Annotated in this window: 16 protein-coding genes; 8 read left to right on the plus strand and 8 right to left on the minus strand. The window is 44.7% G+C overall.

The annotated features are described in order from the left end of the window. Positions 1-198: 198 nt before the first annotated feature. The gene (gene dapC / locus RT422_RS11780) at positions 199-1,407 is read left to right on the plus strand and encodes a succinyldiaminopimelate transaminase (RefSeq protein ID WP_313422454.1); all 1,209 of its coding nucleotides are present in this window, start codon (positions 199-201) and stop codon (positions 1,405-1,407) included. 89 nt (positions 1,408-1,496) lie between these two features. Here dapC and RT422_RS11785 read toward each other — a convergent pair whose 3' ends face one another. Then, positions 1,497-2,888 carry a patatin-like phospholipase family protein gene (locus RT422_RS11785; RefSeq protein WP_313422456.1) on the minus strand — a complete coding sequence of 464 codons (1,392 nt, stop codon included), beginning with the start codon at positions 2,886-2,888 and terminating at the stop codon, positions 1,497-1,499. A gap of 385 nt (positions 2,889-3,273) precedes the next feature. Between RT422_RS11785 and RT422_RS11790 the strand changes: the two genes are divergently transcribed. The 3 genes from RT422_RS11790 (at position 3,274) to RT422_RS11800 (ending at position 5,752) form a co-directional block, all read left to right on the plus strand. Next, positions 3,274-3,594: a ferrous iron transport protein A gene (locus RT422_RS11790; protein ID WP_219333537.1), complete on the plus strand. Its 321-nt coding sequence runs from the start codon at positions 3,274-3,276 to the stop codon at positions 3,592-3,594. Positions 3,595-3,708: 114 nt separating this feature from the next. Next, positions 3,709-5,598, plus strand: coding sequence for a ferrous iron transport protein B (feoB, locus tag RT422_RS11795; protein WP_313422458.1), 1,890 nt, complete (start codon positions 3,709-3,711; stop codon positions 5,596-5,598). A 19-nt stretch (positions 5,599-5,617) separates the two neighbouring features. Beyond that, entirely contained in the window at positions 5,618-5,752 is a 135-nt protein-coding gene (locus RT422_RS11800) for a FeoB-associated Cys-rich membrane protein (protein WP_219332161.1), read from the plus strand. Positions 5,753-5,869: 117 nt separating this feature from the next. Here the strand turns inward: RT422_RS11800 and RT422_RS11805 are convergent, their stop codons facing one another. Further along, positions 5,870-6,430, minus strand: a complete 561-nt coding sequence (locus RT422_RS11805; protein WP_313422459.1) for an NUDIX hydrolase — start codon at positions 6,428-6,430, stop codon at positions 5,870-5,872. 360 nt (positions 6,431-6,790) lie between these two features. On the opposite strand from RT422_RS11805, the gene RT422_RS11810 reads away from it, so the two are divergent. Continuing rightward, on the plus strand, positions 6,791-7,390 hold the full coding sequence (locus tag RT422_RS11810; protein WP_050324549.1) for an NUDIX hydrolase: 600 nt from the start codon (positions 6,791-6,793) through the stop codon (positions 7,388-7,390). Between the two features lie 19 nt (positions 7,391-7,409). On the opposite strand, the gene RT422_RS11815 is transcribed toward RT422_RS11810, so the two are convergent. After that, the gene (locus RT422_RS11815) at positions 7,410-9,221 is read right to left on the minus strand and encodes a D-alanyl-D-alanine carboxypeptidase (protein ID WP_313422460.1); all 1,812 of its coding nucleotides are present in this window, start codon (positions 9,219-9,221) and stop codon (positions 7,410-7,412) included. Between the two features lie 401 nt (positions 9,222-9,622). On the opposite strand from RT422_RS11815, the gene RT422_RS11820 reads away from it, so the two are divergent. Beyond that, the gene (locus RT422_RS11820; RefSeq protein WP_284034815.1) at positions 9,623-10,381 is read left to right on the plus strand and encodes a hypothetical protein; all 759 of its coding nucleotides are present in this window, start codon (positions 9,623-9,625) and stop codon (positions 10,379-10,381) included. 56 nt (positions 10,382-10,437) lie between these two features. On the opposite strand, the gene RT422_RS11825 is transcribed toward RT422_RS11820, so the two are convergent. Both RT422_RS11825 and RT422_RS11830 read right to left on the minus strand, forming a co-directional pair. After that, positions 10,438-11,085 carry a 3'-5' exonuclease gene (locus RT422_RS11825; protein ID WP_284034816.1) on the minus strand — a complete coding sequence of 216 codons (648 nt, stop codon included), beginning with the start codon at positions 11,083-11,085 and terminating at the stop codon, positions 10,438-10,440. A 52-nt stretch (positions 11,086-11,137) separates the two neighbouring features. Then, complete coding sequence (locus tag RT422_RS11830; RefSeq protein ID WP_313422463.1) at positions 11,138-13,030, minus strand: putative nucleotidyltransferase substrate binding domain-containing protein; 1,893 nt, start codon at positions 13,028-13,030, stop codon at positions 11,138-11,140. Positions 13,031-13,200: 170 nt separating this feature from the next. Between RT422_RS11830 and RT422_RS11835 the strand changes: the two genes are divergently transcribed. After that, the gene (locus RT422_RS11835) at positions 13,201-13,407 is read left to right on the plus strand and encodes a hypothetical protein (protein WP_050324544.1); all 207 of its coding nucleotides are present in this window, start codon (positions 13,201-13,203) and stop codon (positions 13,405-13,407) included. A 129-nt stretch (positions 13,408-13,536) separates the two neighbouring features. On the opposite strand, the gene rapA is transcribed toward RT422_RS11835, so the two are convergent. From rapA to RT422_RS11850, 3 genes are all read right to left on the minus strand, one after another. Next, entirely contained in the window at positions 13,537-16,386 is a 2,850-nt protein-coding gene (rapA, locus tag RT422_RS11840) for an RNA polymerase-associated protein RapA (protein WP_313422464.1), read from the minus strand. 112 nt (positions 16,387-16,498) lie between these two features. Continuing rightward, positions 16,499-17,311: a DUF72 domain-containing protein gene (locus RT422_RS11845; RefSeq protein ID WP_313422465.1), complete on the minus strand. Its 813-nt coding sequence runs from the start codon at positions 17,309-17,311 to the stop codon at positions 16,499-16,501. Positions 17,312-17,353: 42 nt separating this feature from the next. Continuing rightward, the gene (locus RT422_RS11850; RefSeq protein ID WP_313422466.1) at positions 17,354-17,809 is read right to left on the minus strand and encodes a diacylglycerol kinase; all 456 of its coding nucleotides are present in this window, start codon (positions 17,807-17,809) and stop codon (positions 17,354-17,356) included. Positions 17,810-18,073: 264 nt separating this feature from the next. On the opposite strand from RT422_RS11850, the gene RT422_RS11855 reads away from it, so the two are divergent. Further along, positions 18,074-18,859, plus strand: coding sequence for a transglutaminase family protein (locus tag RT422_RS11855; protein ID WP_313422467.1), 786 nt, complete (start codon positions 18,074-18,076; stop codon positions 18,857-18,859). Positions 18,860-19,039: the final 180 nt, after the last annotated feature.

Genomic DNA, 19,039 nt, shown 5'->3' on the forward strand with positions numbered 1-19,039 from the left:
ATTGCTTGCTAATTCAAAGCCTTAGGGTATAGCTTATGTCGAACTGGGGTTAATTGGGTATCAACTTTTAGCAAACTTTTGGTTCAATCTTGGCAAACTCAGCGATTCGGGGTAAAGTAACCTCATTTTTCACAGTATTTTTAACATCACAGTACTTTTAAAATCAGCTCTCTCGCATATATGGACAGCCAACCCCTTATGAATCCGCAATTACAGCTTTTGCATCCTTATCCGTTTGCCAAGATGGCAACCTTGCTACAAGGCATCACGCCAAACCCAGACTATGCCCCGATTAAACTGGGTATCGGTGAGCCGCAGCACACGCCGCCACAGTTTGTGTTAGACGTCATCAAAGACAGTCTGGCTAAAATCCAAAATTACCCAACCACCAACGGTTTGCCAGAGCTGCGCCAAGCGATTGCCGATTGGGTACAGCGCCGTTTTCAGGTCAAACAATTAAATGCCGACACCCAAGTGTTACCGGTGATGGGTACACGTGAGGCGCTATTTAGTTTTGTGCAAGCGGCGTTTGACCGTGAGGATAGCAAACGACCTTACGTAGTGATGCCAAATCCGTTTTATCAGATTTATGAAGGGGCGACGCTGCTCGCTGGGGGACAGCCGTATTTTGTCAATTGTACCGCGGACAATAATTTTGTCGGTGACTATGACAGCGTGCCAAGCGAGGTTTGGGAAAAAACCCAACTGGTCTTTGTGTGTAGTCCAAACAACCCAACTGGCTCGGTGATGGATATGGCGCAGTGGCAACGTCTGGTTGAGCTATCGGATAAATACGGCTTTATCCTAGCCAGTGACGAGTGCTACAGTGAGCTGTACTTTGATACGCCGCCAATTGGACTACTTGAAGTCTGCGCCAAACTCGGACGCGATGATTTTGCCAATTGCGTGGTGTTTCATTCGCTGTCAAAGCGCTCCAATCTACCAGGCATGCGCTCAGGATTTGTGGCAGGTGATGCCAAGCTACTAGCGCCGTATGCCCAGTACCGCACTTATCAAGGCTGTGCGATGCCGATTCATCATCAGATGGCTTCGATTACCGCGTGGCAAGATGAAGCCCATGTGGAAGAAAACCGCAAACTATATCGCCAAAAGTTTGATTTATGGATGGACAAGCTGTCAGACAAATTACCCCTACGCCGTCCTGATGCCGGTTTTTATTTTTGGTTGCCGGTACAAGATGATGAGCAGTTTGTCAAAGTGATTTATGAGCAGCTAAATATCCATGCGCTTGCAGGGCGTTACCTATCTCGTGATACGCCCCCATACCAAAACAACAGCGGTAACGCTGGCAAAAACCATGTGCGCATGGCATTGGTCGCAGATATCGCACAAAGCAGCGAGGCGATTGACCGATTGCTGACTTTAGACTTATCAAATTTGGTGTAATTTTTCATAAAAAAAGTGATGGCTAGATAGATACATAGATACCATCACTTTTTTTGACTTTTCTGTAAAGATTCAATGTGCAACGACGGCTAGTCTTCAAGATTTTTTAGCAGGGTACTGACCTGTGCCAATTTCTTGCGTTTTTGGTGGATATCATGGGTGACAAAGATATCATCGGTTTCAGGTAGCATAAACCAATCTGGATGGCGAAACGTGTTCTCAATATCTTGTAAGCCACTTTCCCAGTGCTCTTGCATGGTCGAGGCGCTAAACTCATAGTCTTTATAGCCACGCTCATAAGTCTTTTTGTGATAAATCAGATGAATCACGTTTTTGACACCGACTTCCGTCATTTCGCGAGCTTTGTTGACGCACAGTTCTTCAACTTTATCAACTTTAGCATCGTCATCGATGATTTTGAGTAACTCTTTGATAAGGCGCGTATAACGCAATTTTTGCGCCATAAAGTCAGTAACCATGCGGGTTTTGCTAGAGTATTGAATGTCTTTGATGCGCTCGTCAATCTCCATCATATTTTCTGGTACCGTGCCCTTGGCATTCCACAAATCCACTTGGAAAATCAATTGCTTGAGGTGCTCTTCATGGCTTAAGATTTCATTGAGCGGCGTGTTGGACACCAATCCGCCATCCCAATAATACTCCCCATCAATCTCAACCGCTGGAAAACCTGGCGGCAGTGCACCCGATGCAATAAAGTGATCGTAGTGCAGTTCTTCATTTTCATTGCTAAAAATGGCAAAGTTACCGTTACGCACATTGACCGCAGACACCGATACTTTCATCCGATTGACGTCATTGACCAGTTTTAAATCACAATAACGCTCCAGGGTTTCGCGCAGCTTGTCGGTGGTATAATAGCTTAAGTGATTGGGGGTGGTGTCATACGGCACAAAATAACGCGGTTTAAAAAAGCCACGCTGTCCTTCAATCATGGTTTGCCAAGCCTCAGCGGTAGATTCCATTACCCGCAGTTGCTGCTTTAAAAAGCCATTTTCAAATATCCACGGCATAAAATGGCTTACCATGTCAATCTTGCTGAGTTTATCTAACTCATTGGCCGTTTGACGGTAGACATTCAGCCCTGCAGGGGTGTAGTTACGATGGGTGATGGTGTTCCAAAACCCTTGTAGCGCCGCCAAGCGGTTCTCTGGACGGTTACCTGCGATGATGGCGGTATTGAGCGCGCCGATTGAAATACCTGAGATACGGTCGATTTTGATGCCTTGTTTATGCAGCCCTTCATAAATCCCTGCTTGATAGGCACCAAGCGCACCGCCACCTTGCAGCAGCAATGACACGCTATCGTATTGTTTGACCAATTCTTTGAGTGGTGGCGTGCCTTGTGGTGTGGGCTGATTGGGGTTTGGGTTTGGCGGTTCTATCGCCGTGATTGGTGATGAAGTATCAGTTACCGGCTGGGGTGGTTGCGCAGGTGTGGAAATGGTTTTTCTAGTCGACATAGTAATCTCATCATCCATAAATATATTGTTTTTTTATCTAGTATAGAAGATATATCACTCAAGTATTGTAGCAAGATTTTATAGCGACAAAATGATATATGCGTGACTTTTTTTAGGATTTTGTCATTCATGAGCCTTCGATTAAACATCAACATTGTTTCTTAAATATCTATGTTGTATCAAGGTGAATACGCGCAATTTTTAAAAAAACTCAATGCTATATTAAAAAAATTGAATCGCCGCTTGATTTTTTAAGACGTTAGCATAATAATAATTATCACTAAAAGATAATGTATCTCATTTATACTTTAGTTCGTATTTACTCACTTTCATCGAGTGCTTTATTTTCTATTTTAAAGCTAAACCGTTCGCGAAAGGCAGCAAGATGACCGTATTGACATTTTCTAATGACATGGCACCCGTGCTAGAGTCAATCCCCCCAAAAGCAGCGGCTCAGCCTTTGTTAGACCTGCCAAAACATACCATCGCTTATGTGGAAGAAGTCATTGCCAATCCAGCATTTGGTTTGCAAGACAATTTGGTAAGCCGCCGCCTGCATGATTTGGGATTTTTGCCAAATACAGCGATTAAAATCGTGGCAAAAGGCTTGTTTGGGCGTCCCCCCTTTGCTATTCAATTAGCAGGTGGTGCGCAGTTTAGTTTACGCCGTGATGAGCTTGCTAAGATTAAGTGCCGTAGGGTGTAACGATTTTTGTCACTGTTTAATAGATGTTAGGTTGAGAGATGGCAGGCGTAGCAGATGAGTGGCTACGCTTTTTGTTTTTTTAGGGTATAGATAGTGTTAAGTTAGAGGGTCATTATGGCAATCACGTTGGCATTGGTCGGGGCACCAAACTGCGGTAAAACGGCTACCTTTAATGCCTTGACGGGGGCAAAAGCAAAAATTGCCAACTACTCTGGCGTCACAGTGGACAAAAAATTTGCCACGTGGTTGGGCGATCCAGCGGTCACTATCTTAGATTTACCCGGTACTTATAGTTTGCGCACCACCAGCCCTGATGAGCAAGTCACCCGTGAGGTATTGCTTGGTCAACAGGCAGGTGAAAAACCGCTTGATGGCATTATCGCGGTCGCCGATGCGACGAATTTGCGTCTAAGCTTGCGGATGCTACTGGAGCTCAAACAACTGGGCTTGCCCATGATGGTCGCGCTCAATTTATCCGATGTCGCGGCTTCACGCGGGGTGGTGATTGATGAAAATGCACTAGCCGAAGTCTTGGGTATGCCCGTGGTCAAAACCATCGCCATCAAACGTGACGGCACTGCCAAATTGCACCAACTACTCGGTGAGTTTGTGGCGCAGCAAGCCAACCAATCCGCTATCGCACTGCGTAATGCGCAATATTTTACCCAAGTCGCTGACACCATTGATAACTTAGATGCCACTGTCTTATATCAAGAAGCTGACACGATTATCGCCCATGCGGTACGCGAAAAAGGCGCTCTACCCAATTGGCATGAGCGTTTAGACAGTCTGTTATTGCATCCATTTTGGGGCATGGTGATTTTGCTGATTGTGCTGTTTGTGATGTTCCAAGCGGTGTATTCATGGGCTGCCCCGTTGATGGATGGCTTAGATAGCCTAGTCAATACGCTAGGGACTTGGATTACCGCTCATTTAGGTTCCGGACTGTTACAAAGTCTATTGGTCGATGGCGTGCTTGCGGGTGTCGGCGGGGTGATTGTTTTTTTGCCGCAGATTACGATTTTGTTTTTATTTATTTTGGTGTTAGAAGATTCGGGCTATTTGCCACGCGCCGCTTTTTTACTGGATAATTTATTGGCAAAAACAGGCTTGTCAGGTCGGGCGTTTATCCCGCTGCTTTCAAGTTTTGCCTGTGCCGTACCTTCGGTCATGGCGACTCGCACCATTCCCAATGCCCGCGAGCGCCTTGTCACCATGGCACTGGCACCGATGTTGACCTGTTCAGCACGCTTGCCGATTTATGCGTTAATTATCGCCGCCGTGATTCCCGATACCAAAGTATTGGGACTGTTTAATCTGCAAGGTCTGACTTTGTTTGCGCTCTATCTTGCTGGGATTGTGTCGGCGGCTTTGGTCGCATTGGGGCTTAAATGGATAGCTAAAGTACAAGGGCGCACGAGCTTGACGGCGCTGATGATGGAGCTACCGACTTATCGCTTGCCCAATGTGCGCCATATTGCGATTAGCCTTTGGGATAAAGTTAAAGCGTTCTTGACACGCGCAGGCACGATTATTTTTTCGTTGTCCGTATTGTTATGGGTATTGGTGACTTTCCCAAAACCGCCTGCCAACGCCACAGGTCCTGCGATTGATTATAGTATTGCCGGTCATCTTGGGCATTGGATTCATCCGCTTTTCGCACCGATTGGGTTTGATTGGCAAACCTGTATCGCCATGATTCCTGGCATTGCTGCCCGTGAAGTGGTGGTCGCTGCGATGGGTACTGTGTATGCGGTGAATGGTGATGAAGCGGCGGTGAGTGAAGGCTTAATCCCGATTATCCGCAATCATTGGGGACTCCCAACGGCGTTTGCGTTTTTGGCGTGGTATATCTATGCACCCATGTGTATGGCAACGATTGCCACCATCAAACGAGAGAGCAATTCCGGCAAATATACGGCGATGATTGTGGCGTTTTTATTTGTATTGGCCTATATCGCAGCTTTTATTACTTATCGTGTGACAGATATACTCGTTAATTAATTGATTGGAAGGAGTCACTATGAACGCGCAAATGCAGACTTTTATCGTGATGTTGATGGTATTGATGGCGCTAATATATGTCGCAATCAAAGCCAAAAAGCGCTTAACTGCCAAAAATAATAGTTGTGGCGGCTGCGGTAAATGCGGTCATTGAGTGAAGATTACAATCTGGGTGTTCAGAACGTAGATATTTAGGGCGTATGCGCCACGCCCGTCTTTTTAGCTAACAATTTGCAATTTGCCGTTTAAAATTCACTTTTTAAATGGACACTTAATCGCCCAAATGTACGTATTTAGCAATCACTTGCTGATGGATGGGAAAATTACCTAGCGTTGCCCCTGCTTTACGGTCAGCAAAATAATGTTGCAGCGTTTCAATGACATTTTGGAACGCCAAGTCTTCCCAAGGGATATCTTCTTCGGCAAACAACGCACATTCTAGGCTCTCGATGCCCACGCCAAATTTGCCATCTTTGAGCGAGCCGATAAATATCATATGAATCTGTCCGATATCGGGTATGTCGTATAGACAATATAACTCTAATGCACTACCGATAGCTTCGGCTTCTTCAAAACACTCACGATTGCCCCCATCTTTCATGGTCTCGCCAAGCTCCATAAAGCCTGCGGGCAACGTCCAATAACCATGACGCGGTTCAATCGCGCGGCGACAGAGCAAAACCTTACCTTCATGAATGAGTAAACAGCCATTGATGACTTTGGGATTTTCGTAATGGATGTAGCCACAAGACGGACACACGATGCGCGGACGACTGTCCATCGGCGGGATTTTGGTTTCGGCTAGATGACCGCATTGTAGGCAGTAAGGCATGGTATTTTCCTATTATTTTTATGTTTTGTAAGGTGAAAGTCGTTTTAAGTATGGTAGCATTGATTGCAGGTTTTTACATGATAAAAATGATTTGAGCAGCTGATTATGAGAAAGTTTAGCTTAGTATTTAACTTGGTATCTAGCTTAGGTGTTTAGCTGGGTATTAAGTTTAGGATTATTAGCAGGTTGTAGCGCGCCGCATACCCAGCCTAGTATGCAAAAAACTATTTCAGCTATGCCAGCTTTACCGCTTGATAGTGATATCGACAATAGACAATGAGTTTTAGATAAATTCGGTCAACTCAAAGCGCCGTATAAACATTGCGAAATTGCCCATTAAATTTTGATGAATTAAAAAATATGTCCACAACTAGATTTCAAAGTCCCTTACTGACCCAACTGGCAGAGCGAATCGCAAAACTGCCATTCGACCCCACGCCGCAGCCGTATTCGGTACTCATCGCCATTACCAATGAAGCTGAGCCAAAAATTTTGTACTCGTTGCGCGCTTCGGATATGCGAGAACATGCCGGCGAAGTATCATTTGCAGGGGGCAGACGCGAAGATACGGACGATAGCAACCAAGCTACCGCGTTACGAGAAACGCATGAGGAAACAGGTATTCATCCCAGTCAAGTGACTGTGTTGGGCGAATTGCCATTACAATTTGCCAAAAGCGGAAGACCTGTCAAGCCGATTGTAGGAGTGATACCACCCAGTGTTAACCTTGTGCCAGAGATGTGCGAAATTGCAAGGCTATTTTGGGCAGATTTAGCCACGCTTATTCACCAGCCGACCATCGATTATGCGTATGATTTGGGGAGTCAAGTACTGGTATCACCAAGCTTTATCATTGATGGCGAGACCGTGTGGGGCTTGACTGGACGCATCACCGCAAGCCTACTGGAAATGGGATTTGACCGCCAGATTGATTGGTATTTTAATGTTCACGATAAATAGCCAATCAACCACAAACCAATTACTGCAGCGCTGTCCACGCTAGCATTTCATCCAGCACGGCTTTGGCATTGCTATTATTTTTGACATTGTCGGCATTAATCATCCCAACCACTGCATACCATTTTCCTGATTTGCCTTGAACATAGCCTGCCATGCTGGTGACATTATCGAGCGTGCCTGTTTTGATCCAAGCATGCCCAATGGCAGGGTTATTTGGCTGGCGCAGTTTGAGCGCTTTGATGGTACCCGACTCGCCTGCCACGCCCAACGAATCACGATATACGGTAAAATTGGGTGAATGATAAGCGAGAGTTAGCAGCGCCAACATACTATTGGGCGCCACGCGGCAATCACGGCATAAGCCTGAGGCTCTAGTCATCACAGGGGGCTGTACTTGGGGCAGCTTTTGTTGCCACCACTGGTGAATGTAGGCAAAGGTTTTTGGATAAGTGCTGATGTGCTGCTTGTCGGCATACAGCGGTAGCGACAAGGCGATTTGTTCTGTCATCACATTGTTGGAGTGCTGATTGATGTCTTTGATTTGCTCGTGCAATGGATTGGAGGCGACATAGCCAACCAATTTTGGGGTCAAGGGTTTGCCAAAGTATTTTAGGTATAAGCGAATATACCAAGGTAGCGCTTGCGGTATCGCCTTGGCTTGCTGCATATAGGGCACTGCAGGGTTGGCAAATTCAACATTCCCTGTAAAGTTTGGCAAGATTTTTTGCCAATCGGCGATGATTTGTTGTTTGACCAGCACATCCCCATCAGGAAACGTCAGATAGCGCTTTTGCTCACCACAGAAGGCGGATGCGGTTTGATGAAAGCGCAATCCTGTGGACGTCAATGTCCCAATCCAATCATCTTGGTTGCTATTACAAGGCGCTTGACTGGCTTTAAGTGTTGTAGGCATAGTAAAGTTTGCCAGCGCAGGCTTTAGGCTGACTTGATACGCCGCTACGTCTTTGGGATTAATCGAAGGTTTGCTTTGGATTTGCTCAAGATTTGCCGCGGGATTGTCGATATCTGTCGAAGCCGACGTGGTTGTAGGTTGCGTGACGCTGCTGGTATTAGGCTTTACAACGGGTGTGGCATTGGGTTTTGGCAGTGGCACTAAATCCACTTCCACCGTACCAAAATTGGTCAACAAAGCATTGGGCTGGGCATTATAAGGGCGTAACCCTTTACCATCAAACGCATTAACATCAAAATCCACCCCTTGAAACTGCTGATTGTCGATGATTAAATTGCCTTGTACTTGCTTAATACCCTGTGCTTTGATCATGGCAAGCAGCTGGTACAAGCGCTCGTTTTCCAGTTTTGGGTCGCCACTACCCTGCACAATCACATCGCCATAAAGCGTGCCTTTCCACACAAAACCATGCTGATATAATTTGGTTTGCCAAACAAAGTCTTTGCCCAAACTATCGAGCGCCACATAAGTGGGAATCAGTTTCTGCGTAGATGCAGGGGTACGTGGCACATCAGCGTTATAACTAAACAAAGGCGTTTGGGGCGCAGTCGACGCTGCATTTTGCGCATTGTCCGTTAGCGGTTGTACCACCATGCTCAGGCTATCGGTCGGAATATTGGCTTGGGCAAGTTTGGCTTGAATCGCTTCAGGTAGCTTACTGACTGGATCGCGCTGCCCCATGACTGCATGGCTTTGCTTGGTCACTGAATCAGTGGGTATTGGCGGCTGGACTTGTGTGGTATCTGACGTATGACCCACCAAGGATAAACAAGCCATCCCTAGCAATAAACCCGTTTTTAAAGACAATAATTGAGTAGCGCGGGTTTGCAGACCCACGGATTGGCGTGAATTTTTCATAACAACAGCAACAATGTGACGAATCTATACTAGGTATCGAATCTTATTAGGCAAAAATAAATTAGGCAAAAATAAGCTGCCACCTTAGCGCTTTTTGCCATAAAAATCCACCTGATTTCATAGCAAATCGGCTAAAATTAACGCATTTAGAAAAACTGCCGTAGCCTTCTGTTGCAATTCTCTACATTTCAATTTTTAGATATTTGCTAAACTGTCGCCTAATTGCCACATTGCAGCCACTACTATTGCCGACTCAAACTTCAGTTGAGGATTCTTACCCCTTTGACTTGGGTGAAAAAATTATTTAGATTAAAATCATTTAGGTTAACAAGTGATTTATATTAAAGTTATTTGGTTTAAAGCTATTTAGATTAAAAAATTATTTAGGTTAAAAAAACTCTATGTTAAACAAATCTATCGCCACCTCTGCCATGACTATAGGCGCTATGAGTCTTGTACTAGCGTTATCTGCATGCTCAAAAAAAGATGATAAAGCCGCAACCACTACCGCTTCTGCAACGACTACCACCACCACGTCAACCTCTACAACTACTACCCCTGTGGCAGCATCCCAAGCCATCTCTAGCGCGCCTGCTAGTGCTGCTGTTACCACCACTGCTTCGTCAACCACAACAACTGTCACCACGCCAGCAACTGCAGAAAAAACCGCCAACGTTAGCAGCGCCCCTACAGTTGCCGCCAATAATGCTGCAGCTGCGACCCCTAATCTTGCCCTAAAAGCGGATTTGACGCAGTTATTTAAAACCTTAAACGAGCTTGACCGCAATACCCAAGCCAAACAAGCAGACATGGCAAAAAAAATGCAAAACGCCAAAACGCCTGCTGACCAACAAGCTTTCTTTAAAGAAGTGGTGGCACAGTTAGATTTGCAAAAAGCCACGCTCAACAAATTAAAATTTAATGACCCCCGTGTCGCACAAACCCGCGATAAAATGGTTGAAAGTATTACCAATAGCCGTGCCGGTACGGCGGCTTTAATCAAAAAACCAACGGCAACCCCAGAGACCAATCCAGAAATTGCTAAGTCAATGGAAAAAGCGCAAAAATCCGCTGAAGAAGCCCGTACCATGTTGATGCAATTAACCCAAGAAGCAGGCATCAAGCCAAAAGGCGCAGACGCCGCTCCCAGTAAAAAATAAAGTCATCTTTAAATAAAAAACTCTCATGATGAGAGTTTTTTTATGTCGGTTAGCTTTTATGACTGCATCAGGTGAGTGAACAACATGGCAGTCATGATGGCATCATTAAGGGCATTATGGGCAGGTAATCGCGGGATTTGGTATTCCTCTAGCAGCTTATTGAGGTGTGGTAGTTGCCCAACTTGGCTGGGGTCATGTCGATACTGATTTTGTTGATACAAGCGACTGACATCGACAAGTTTATTAGCCAGTTCCACGCCCAAAAACGGTTTGGCAATGGCATTTAAAAACGCCATATCCATGTCCACACAAAACCCAATTATCGGACGGTTTTTAAGCATTGGCAATAATTGGGTGAGCATCTCGTCATACGATAAGCCATTGTCGACATCTATCGGTCTTAACCCATGAATCACAATGGTGTCGTGGGTGGGCATCACAGGCGGACGGCATACCAAGGACAGCGCGCTATCGGTATCAATCACAAACCCGTTACTTTCTTTGCGTACCTGTACTGCACCGACACTTAAAATATAATCTTGTTTGGCATTAAGCCCGGTCATTTCTAGGTCTAGGCTCACCCACTCATTGGGGACTTTAGATAGCTGAGTATCAAACAGATAAGCGTACTCCGGCTTGCTGAGCCGCTGTTTTTGTCGCTCAAGTTTTTGACCGCCGAACAGATTTTTGATGCGATGAAACATGGCTTTTCTCTAAGCAATTAACACTATCTATTTAGTCAAAAAATATCTTCAATTAAAAAATATCTAGACGATAATGATGGGTAATAAAGGTTTTAAAATCTTTGACCATCGCCAAACATTCTTTTAACAAATCTTTTTCCAGTGCTGATAAGTGATTGGGATTTACCGCTCGCGCTGTTCTATCCTGGGTGGTCAATGCCACATCCAGTCGTTTTGCCATAAAAAAATCCAGTGCTTCTGCCAGATTTTGCGCCATGGTGTCATCTAGCACGTTTTGCTGTGCTAGCTGCTGCAGTCGGCTTCTGGTATTGGTCTCAGTGATATGATATTCCAATGACAATGCTCGCACGCCATGGACAATCGGGAATATCCCTGCTTTTTTTAAGTCAATATCGGTATCGCTACCGCCAACAAACTTTTGCCACCAACCACTGCTATCGCCAAATTGTAGAATTGGTTTGGCGAAACGGTTGATAAAGTTACTAGTCGCCACATTTTGCGCGCTGACTTGCCAATGTTTTTGCAGCTGCTCAAAGAGCTTAATATCGCCGCAAACAAAATGCGCATCGATTAAGGTCGCAATCCACATCATATCTTCACTACTGCCACTCACGTACCATGCCGTGATTTGTCTTTCAAAGGCGGTTGAAGTTTTTCGCCAACGCTCGTTGCTAAGCATAATCTTGCCATCACAATAAGGATAACCCATGTTCGCCAATGCCTCATTGAACTGCGCGGCATAGCTGGGCAGATTGTCATCTTTAAAACCATTGCGGATAATCAGCGCATTGTCTTGGTCAGTACGCAAGATTTGTTCACCACGCCCTTCTGAGCCCATTACAAACAGACAGGTATTGTAGAAGGTGATAGCAGGTACAATTAGCTGCCATACCTTGGCGAACACTTGTAAATTCAAGCTTTGCACCATACGGCTGATAACATGGATTTTGATGCCGCTGGCGTGCTGCTCACGGATAAATTTCCCAATCAATTCCACCGCCACCGCAACATCCTCTAGGCTCTGCGCTTGCTCAATACGAGCAACAATAAGATTGGAATGGTTGGTTAAAAAGCTCAGTAATTCGGTTTGTCCCAAAATCCCAATGATTTGACCTTGACTATCAATAATGGGCAAACGGTGGGTACGAGTTTGTAACATGGTCAGCAAGGCTTCACTCACATCTTGCGATTGATGCACCGTATGGATTTTAAAATTGGTAAAGTCCAGCACAGGCGTAGTAGCAAAATCAACTTTTTGTCCAATCGCTCGGCACACATCGGTTTGGGTAAAAATACCGATGCGCTCGACATACGCTGCAATGGTAGATTTTTCAACGCCTTGTGCGATGAGTTTGTCACGCTCTGCTTCGCTCATTCGCGCTTGTGACTTAACCAAAATATGCTTGATGTCAAATTGGTTCATCGCCATCGTGGCATCGTATAGGGTTGCCGTATCATCGACAAAATGCGGCGGTTTGATATGCTGCCCCAAATTGGCAATCGGTTGATATAGCAGTTTTTGACTTTCACTTTGGGCAAGGCGGGCTTGGTGATGGTTGAGACGGGCAGCGACATCGGCAAACAAGGCGTTTTTTAAGGTGAGATTTTGCTCGGTGATAGCACTTAGTACTTGGCCATCGATACGGTACATCAGACTTTGCTGCTGGGTGATAAAGTTGAACACGCCGCTCTGCCTGACCTTGGTATCAAACCAATCGCCTGCATTTAAGGTAGAAATCAACGCATCGCCTTGTAATTGATGAACAAAGCCTTTAAGGATAATAAAAAAATCCCCTTGCCATGCAGTGGGTATAGGCTGTAAGTTGTCCAAATAGACGATTTTACTGTGCTGCTGCAGATGGGTTCGCTGCTGAACGCTTAGTGTATCAAACGGGGGCTGGTGTAGATGTTGTATGTCCAAAGTCTGTATCGTTGAGCCACTCATCTCACCATCCTTGTATTGCGGCTAAAAATAAATCTCATGTCCTATGAGTCTTGTTAGATTATAATCAAAGTTGTCTGAGGCAACAATCATGTTTCAACAAATATAGATGGGTCGTGGTGGTATGTAATTTACACCCGTCAAACATATATGTATGGGTAGTGAGTAAACAGATGAATTATTTTGGTTTTCTTTGTTTAGGTTTAGGGATTTTGACATTGGTCGCGGGTATGCTATGTTTTTTATTATCTAAAGTCAGTAAGGAGCCGCCTATCAGGTACAAAACCCAACGCATTGCGATGGTGCTGTTGCCACTGGCGATTGTACTGATTAGTATCGGACTCAAATTCAGTATGAGTGTAGTGAATCCTGAGGTGTAAATAACTAGCTTTGCTAACTAAGCCTGATAACTAGACCTGGAAACTGGTCTTAACCACAAAATGAAAAATGCAAACATATAATAAAGGTCAGCCTAATATAAGCTGACCTTTAACCTAAATTCAAAACAATTAAGCGGGCTTGACAGCGACTAGCACACGGATACTATCAGGGATTAAGGATAAATGACCTAGGGCATGTAAGCCCTGTTCTTGCAAACGTTTTAATTGATTGATTTCTGCGTCCCGTACATTCGGATTGATGGATTGCAAATATTGCAGGCGCTCAACTTCACGCTCATAGCGCTGATTAAATACCTCTTTGGCTTGCTCACTTATCGCAGGTAATTGCTGGTTTGCCAGCTCAACTGCTTGCTCATAGCGCACTTCGATGATGTCTTTACGCGCTTTGATAACTTGACGCGCACGGGTTTTATCCAAACGATGAATATGCGACACAATCATATCAGGCGCAATTTTATCGCTAAAATCAGTCCCTTGCTGGCTTAAAAACACCCGAATGAGCGGCTTTGGCAAAAATGCGGGTAAATTAAGTAGCTTTGGCGCAATCGCTTCAACACGAAAATTAACTTCGACCAATACCAGTCCTTCAGGCATGGCATTACTTTGTAAAGTGGCAACCGTGGTATTACCAAACGTGCCTGCGTTGACCGTTTCAAAGATACTTTGCATCAAAGGATGCTCATAAGTCATAAATTCCATGTCTTCGCGTAGTAACGCTTGGTCACGCTCAAAGGTCAAGGTCATACCATCTTCAGGGACAGCCAGTCCTTGCACTTGCACTTCATCACTCGGATGTAGCATCAATGAGCCATCACGCTGTCCACTATATTCCATATTGATGGACGACATAAAGCGTTCAAACAAACGTGGCAACATGTGGGTATCATCAAAATCACGCATGGTGTAAGCGATTTTACTAGCGACACGCGGGCGACAAGAATTATATTCAAGCAGTCTGTCACGCCCTGCTTGCATGGCTGCTTCTAGTGCGAGGCGCTGGGCGTTGCCTTCCACAATCAACTGATCTAAAGTAATTTCTTGACCCTCATCTTCGACTTTTTGCCCTTCAAGCAGCGGTTTTAAATCTACAATAAACTGCTCTTGAACGGTTTGCGCCGTGGGTGAGATTTGGTTAAAAATATTTAGCGCTTCGTTATACCAGCGGTACATACGTTCAGTTGCCGTGCCTTCGACAAAAGGCACATGAATGGTAATCTCGTTTTGCTGACCAATCCGATCGAGGCGACCAATCCGCTGTTCTAATGTATCAGGATTGGCGGGCAAATCAAACAAGACCAAATCACTGGCAAATTGAAAATTACGCCCTTCAGAGCCAATTTCAGACGCCAACAATACTTGCGCGCCTTCAATATCGGCAAAATATGCAGCCGCTTGGTCACGCTCCAGTAGGGTCATTTGCTCAGTAAAAATCGCGGTTTTAATGCCCGCATGCAATCGCAATACCGCCTCTAAACTCTCAACCGTTGCCCCACTGCGCGCAATCAGCAGCACCTTTTGATGTTTTAAGGTGTTTTTAAGCAAATCAACTAGCCAAGGTACCCGCGGGTCTTGTTCTAGCCAACTACCATCGGGCTGTAACTCCTCTGGCCATAATTGTTCGCGCAATTTACCTTGCGTGTGATAACTGTCTTGCCAACTTATCGGGAGCGTCAGTGGGTACGCCATTGAGCGCCGACCTTTGAAGCCAGAAATAAGCTCAGACACGCTCTCACGGGTATTGCGAAATAGCACACGACCAGTACCATGACGATCTAACAATTCATTGATGGCGCGCGCACGACCTTGCTCGTCATCACTGATATCATGACCTAATAACTGCGCTAATGCTGATTTTTGCTTATCTGACAGCGATTGGTCACTCAATAACACCTCAGCAATTGCGGCGGTTTGCGCAAAATTTTCTTCTGCATCGATAAAGTCGTCTAAATCATTAAAACGATTGGGATCTAACAATCGTAACCGCGCAAAATGGCTTTCTAAACCTAACTGCTCAGGGGTTGCTGTGAGTAACAACACACCTGCGGTTTGTTCGGCCAAATCTTCAACCAAATCGTATTTGTCATTGCCACCTTGCTCACTGTCCCAATGCAGATGGTGCGCTTCATCCACAACCAGCAAATCAAACCCCGCTTCCAAGGCTTTTTCATGCAAATCTTCATGATCAAGTAGCAAATCGATACTGGCAATAATCAACTGCTCAGTGGTAAAAGGATTTTGCTCAGGGTCATGCTCTGCAATCGCTGCGGTTCTGACCAAATCAAAAATCGCAAACTCAAGATTAAAACGGCGACGCATTTCAATCATCCATTGGTACTGCAAACTATCAGGTACCAAAATCAAAACACGCTCAGATTTGCCGGTGATTAATTGCTGATGAATAATCAGACCCGCTTCAATCGTCTTGCCAAGCCCTACCTCATCGGCAAGTAGAACGCGCGGCGCGATACGTTTACCTACTTCATGGGCGATATACAGCTGATGCTCAATAATATCGACACGTGCGCCCATCAAGCCTCTTAGTGGATGAGACGCCAAATAGGTTTGGGTACGCAGTAGCTCTTGGCGCAGTTCGTACCAATCATTTTGGTGGATACGACTAGCGAGCAAGCGCTCAAGTGGTTTTGCCAAATTAATGTTAGCCGCAAGGCGCGTTTCCATAATCGCACGGTCATGACCTTCAACCGAATATTTATAAACGCCATTGGTCTCTTCAAAATCGCTGACCACATACGATGCGCCATCTTGGTCGTGTATGGTATCTCCTGCTTTGAAGGTCACACGCGACAAAGGCGCCGATGTCTTGGCATACACACGCGTTTCTTCACTTTGCGGGAACAAAATATGCACGCAGCGTTCATCAACGAGCACGACGACGCCCAGCCCCAATTCATTCTCTGTATCCGACAGATAACGTTGTCCAATCGCAAAATCAGTCATACCGCTTAACCATGCTTCCAAATTAGAAATTTAAATGATGAAAAGTAAAACTGTTTATGATAGCAAAAATTACATTTTCAAGTGAATGATTTTGTTGATAGTGGCTGTTTACTTATTCATCATTCACTACCAACGGACTGACGACTGGCATACCTTCGGTCATGAGCGCTTGTGTGAGCATCTCAATATTATACACCGCGTGACCTTTTACCGTATTTTCAAAGTAAATATACAAAGTATCAAAATTGGCCTGTTGATTGGCAATCGTCTTTGCCCAAGCCTGCATTTCTGCATCATTGTATCGATAATCATGCCGCTCAGCCGCCGAATGGGCATCCCACCAGTCTAAGTTTTGCCCATGCATGCGTAAATAACCGATGCGGCTAGTAAACAACAGCCGACTGGGCGGTAAACCATGGATATTTGGATAGTCCACACTACACCAAATCAAATTTTGCTGCTGAAAACTGGCGTAAACTTGCGGGATATGCCAGCTTTGGTGGCGAAATTCTATCGCCAATGGTAACCCATCAAACCAACTGGTCAAGGTTGCCAAATACTGACGATGTGCCACCGTTCTATCAAAACCATGCGGAAATTGAATTAATAACGCAGCCAAGCAATCTGCCGCTAAAATAGGTTCAATCGCCTGCAAAAAAGCTTGCGCGGTCTCTCCAGTGGCGGTTAATCGGTGGGTAAAATCTTGGTGAATCTTAATCGAAAATTTTAGCTTTCCGTTGGATTTTTTGAGCATACCTTCATACGCTTTTCGACCTAAAGGCGCATAGAAGCTACTATTGATTTCAACAGTGGCATAATGACGACTATACTCGGTTAAAAATTCGGTTTTTTTGGTGTCAGCAGGATATAGGATTCCCAAAAAATCCGTATCACTGTATCCCCCGGTTCCGATATAGATGCTCATAGAAAATTGGTCTACTCAATTGCAAACTTAGCCCATCATTGATTAATAGAAATTAATAAAAGTTGTATATAACGCCATCATCCATAACAAAAACAGCATCGTCAAGGCTAATAGTTGCGCGGCAGAACCTACATCTTTACCAATTTTTGCCAACGGATGATGTTCTGTCGATGTATGGTCAATTGACGCTTCAATACCGGTATTAAACAACTCAACGATGAGAGAAAAAAACGATGAAAATACCAGTATCATTTTAATCGGCATTATAAAAGGTAAAAAAATCAGCGCAATTAATAAAATGCTATTGAGCCATGCAACCTGTCGAAAAGCCGCTTCATTTTGATATGCCGCAACTAAACCATCTTTAGAGTAACCTGCGGCATTGATGATACGTTTGAGACCCGTTTTTCCCTTGGTCTGCGCGGCATATCCATCTAAATGGTTGGCTAAGTGGCTAGCAAATTTATCAGAGCGCTGATTTGAACTAGGTGATGTCATGGTGGTAATGGTTTTTAAAAAATTTTCTCATTCTACCATAGATTAATCCTAGAATTTTCACAATATATACTGCCGCGAGCATTGATAGCCGTTGATGAACAAGCTTTGAATCATGCGAATTTAAGTGCAAATAAAATCTATAAATATTGATTGCCATTTTAATGATAATGGCATAAATTCTAAGCCTTCTGCTATTTTTTTTGCAGCAACCACTCCACCTTGCAATTTTTAGTTAGTGTTGTCACCTTATTTGATGAAAAATCTATGATGAAATTACGCGCCACTTGCCAACTCGATTATCACTTTTCTCAGCCAACCCCTGCGGTGTTTCTACTACGACCGCAATCAGGGTTAGCACAGCACATCACTCAAGAAGAATGGCAAGTCACGCCACCCTTACCAGTTACAAGCTATAACGACAATTTTGGTAACTTATGTGACAGGGTTTTATTTCCGATGGGGGATTACCAAGTTCGCCTAACAGTTGAGCTATGTACCAGCGAATGGATAGACGTCGCACCCGGTATACCAAAAACACCGATTGAGCAGCTGCCTTCAGATACAATGGTATATTTGTTACCCAGTCGCTATTGTCTGCCAGAATTTCTACTTCAAGAAGCCCAAATGATAACCCAAGATTTTGCCGACGGTTATGACAAAGCGGCGGCAATTTGCGCCTATATTCACCAAAACTTTACTTACCAATATGGGAGTAGTACAGCAGAGACCACAGCACTAGACACTTGGCAACATAAAAAAGGCGTCTGTCGTGATTTTGCCCATTTGGGTATTAGCCTGTCACGGGCATTAGATATGCCCGCTCGCATGGTAGTTGGCTACTTATATCAACTTGACCCAATGGACTTACATGCATGGTATGAGGTTTTTATTGGCGATCGATGGTACACATTTGACGCCACGCAATCTGCGCCAAAAGGCGGTCGTGTGATTTTAGGTTATGGAAGGGATGCTGCGGATGTTGCTTTTGCGACTTTCTTCGCGCCATTTGAGTTAAAAGATATGAAAGTTAATGTAGAAAAAATCGATTAATTTTGGCATAGATGTTTGAAATGGAAGCCTTTATTAGAAGGCTTTCATCCCAATTTTTTAATTACCAATATTCATAACTTAGATTGTTGCTAAACTACAATACAAAAACCCCCTTTAAACGAATAAAGGGGGTGATTTTGGAATAGGGAGCTGACGATGACCTACTCTCACATGGGCGAA

The organism is Moraxella sp. CTOTU49803 (assembly GCF_032097965.1).
GTDB classification, from domain to species: domain Bacteria; phylum Pseudomonadota; class Gammaproteobacteria; order Pseudomonadales; family Moraxellaceae; genus Faucicola; species Faucicola tetraodonis.

What these genes read in the sequence shown, in the direction of transcription:
- dapC (WP_313422454.1), top strand. Translation starts at nt 199, where the DNA reads ATGAATCCGCAATTACAGCTTTTGCATCCTTATCCGTTTGCCAAGATG.
- RT422_RS11845 (WP_313422465.1), bottom strand. Translation starts at nt 17,311, where the DNA reads ATGAGCATCTATATCGGAACCGGGGGATACAGTGATACGGATTTTTTG.
- RT422_RS11830 (WP_313422463.1), bottom strand. Translation starts at nt 13,030, where the DNA reads ATGAGTGGCTCAACGATACAGACTTTGGACATACAACATCTACACCAG.
- rapA (WP_313422464.1), bottom strand. Translation starts at nt 16,386, where the DNA reads ATGACTGATTTTGCGATTGGACAACGTTATCTGTCGGATACAGAGAAT.
- RT422_RS11800 (WP_219332161.1), top strand. Translation starts at nt 5,618, where the DNA reads ATGAACGCGCAAATGCAGACTTTTATCGTGATGTTGATGGTATTGATG.
- feoB (WP_313422458.1), top strand. Translation starts at nt 3,709, where the DNA reads ATGGCAATCACGTTGGCATTGGTCGGGGCACCAAACTGCGGTAAAACG.
- RT422_RS11835 (WP_050324544.1), top strand. Translation starts at nt 13,201, where the DNA reads ATGAATTATTTTGGTTTTCTTTGTTTAGGTTTAGGGATTTTGACATTG.
- RT422_RS11820 (WP_284034815.1), top strand. Translation starts at nt 9,623, where the DNA reads ATGTTAAACAAATCTATCGCCACCTCTGCCATGACTATAGGCGCTATG.
- RT422_RS11850 (WP_313422466.1), bottom strand. Translation starts at nt 17,809, where the DNA reads ATGACATCACCTAGTTCAAATCAGCGCTCTGATAAATTTGCTAGCCAC.
- RT422_RS11810 (WP_050324549.1), top strand. Translation starts at nt 6,791, where the DNA reads ATGTCCACAACTAGATTTCAAAGTCCCTTACTGACCCAACTGGCAGAG.
- RT422_RS11815 (WP_313422460.1), bottom strand. Translation starts at nt 9,221, where the DNA reads ATGAAAAATTCACGCCAATCCGTGGGTCTGCAAACCCGCGCTACTCAA.
- RT422_RS11790 (WP_219333537.1), top strand. Translation starts at nt 3,274, where the DNA reads ATGACCGTATTGACATTTTCTAATGACATGGCACCCGTGCTAGAGTCA.
- RT422_RS11855 (WP_313422467.1), top strand. Translation starts at nt 18,074, where the DNA reads ATGATGAAATTACGCGCCACTTGCCAACTCGATTATCACTTTTCTCAG.
- RT422_RS11805 (WP_313422459.1), bottom strand. Translation starts at nt 6,430, where the DNA reads ATGCCTTACTGCCTACAATGCGGTCATCTAGCCGAAACCAAAATCCCG.
- RT422_RS11825 (WP_284034816.1), bottom strand. Translation starts at nt 11,085, where the DNA reads ATGTTTCATCGCATCAAAAATCTGTTCGGCGGTCAAAAACTTGAGCGA.
- RT422_RS11785 (WP_313422456.1), bottom strand. Translation starts at nt 2,888, where the DNA reads ATGTCGACTAGAAAAACCATTTCCACACCTGCGCAACCACCCCAGCCG.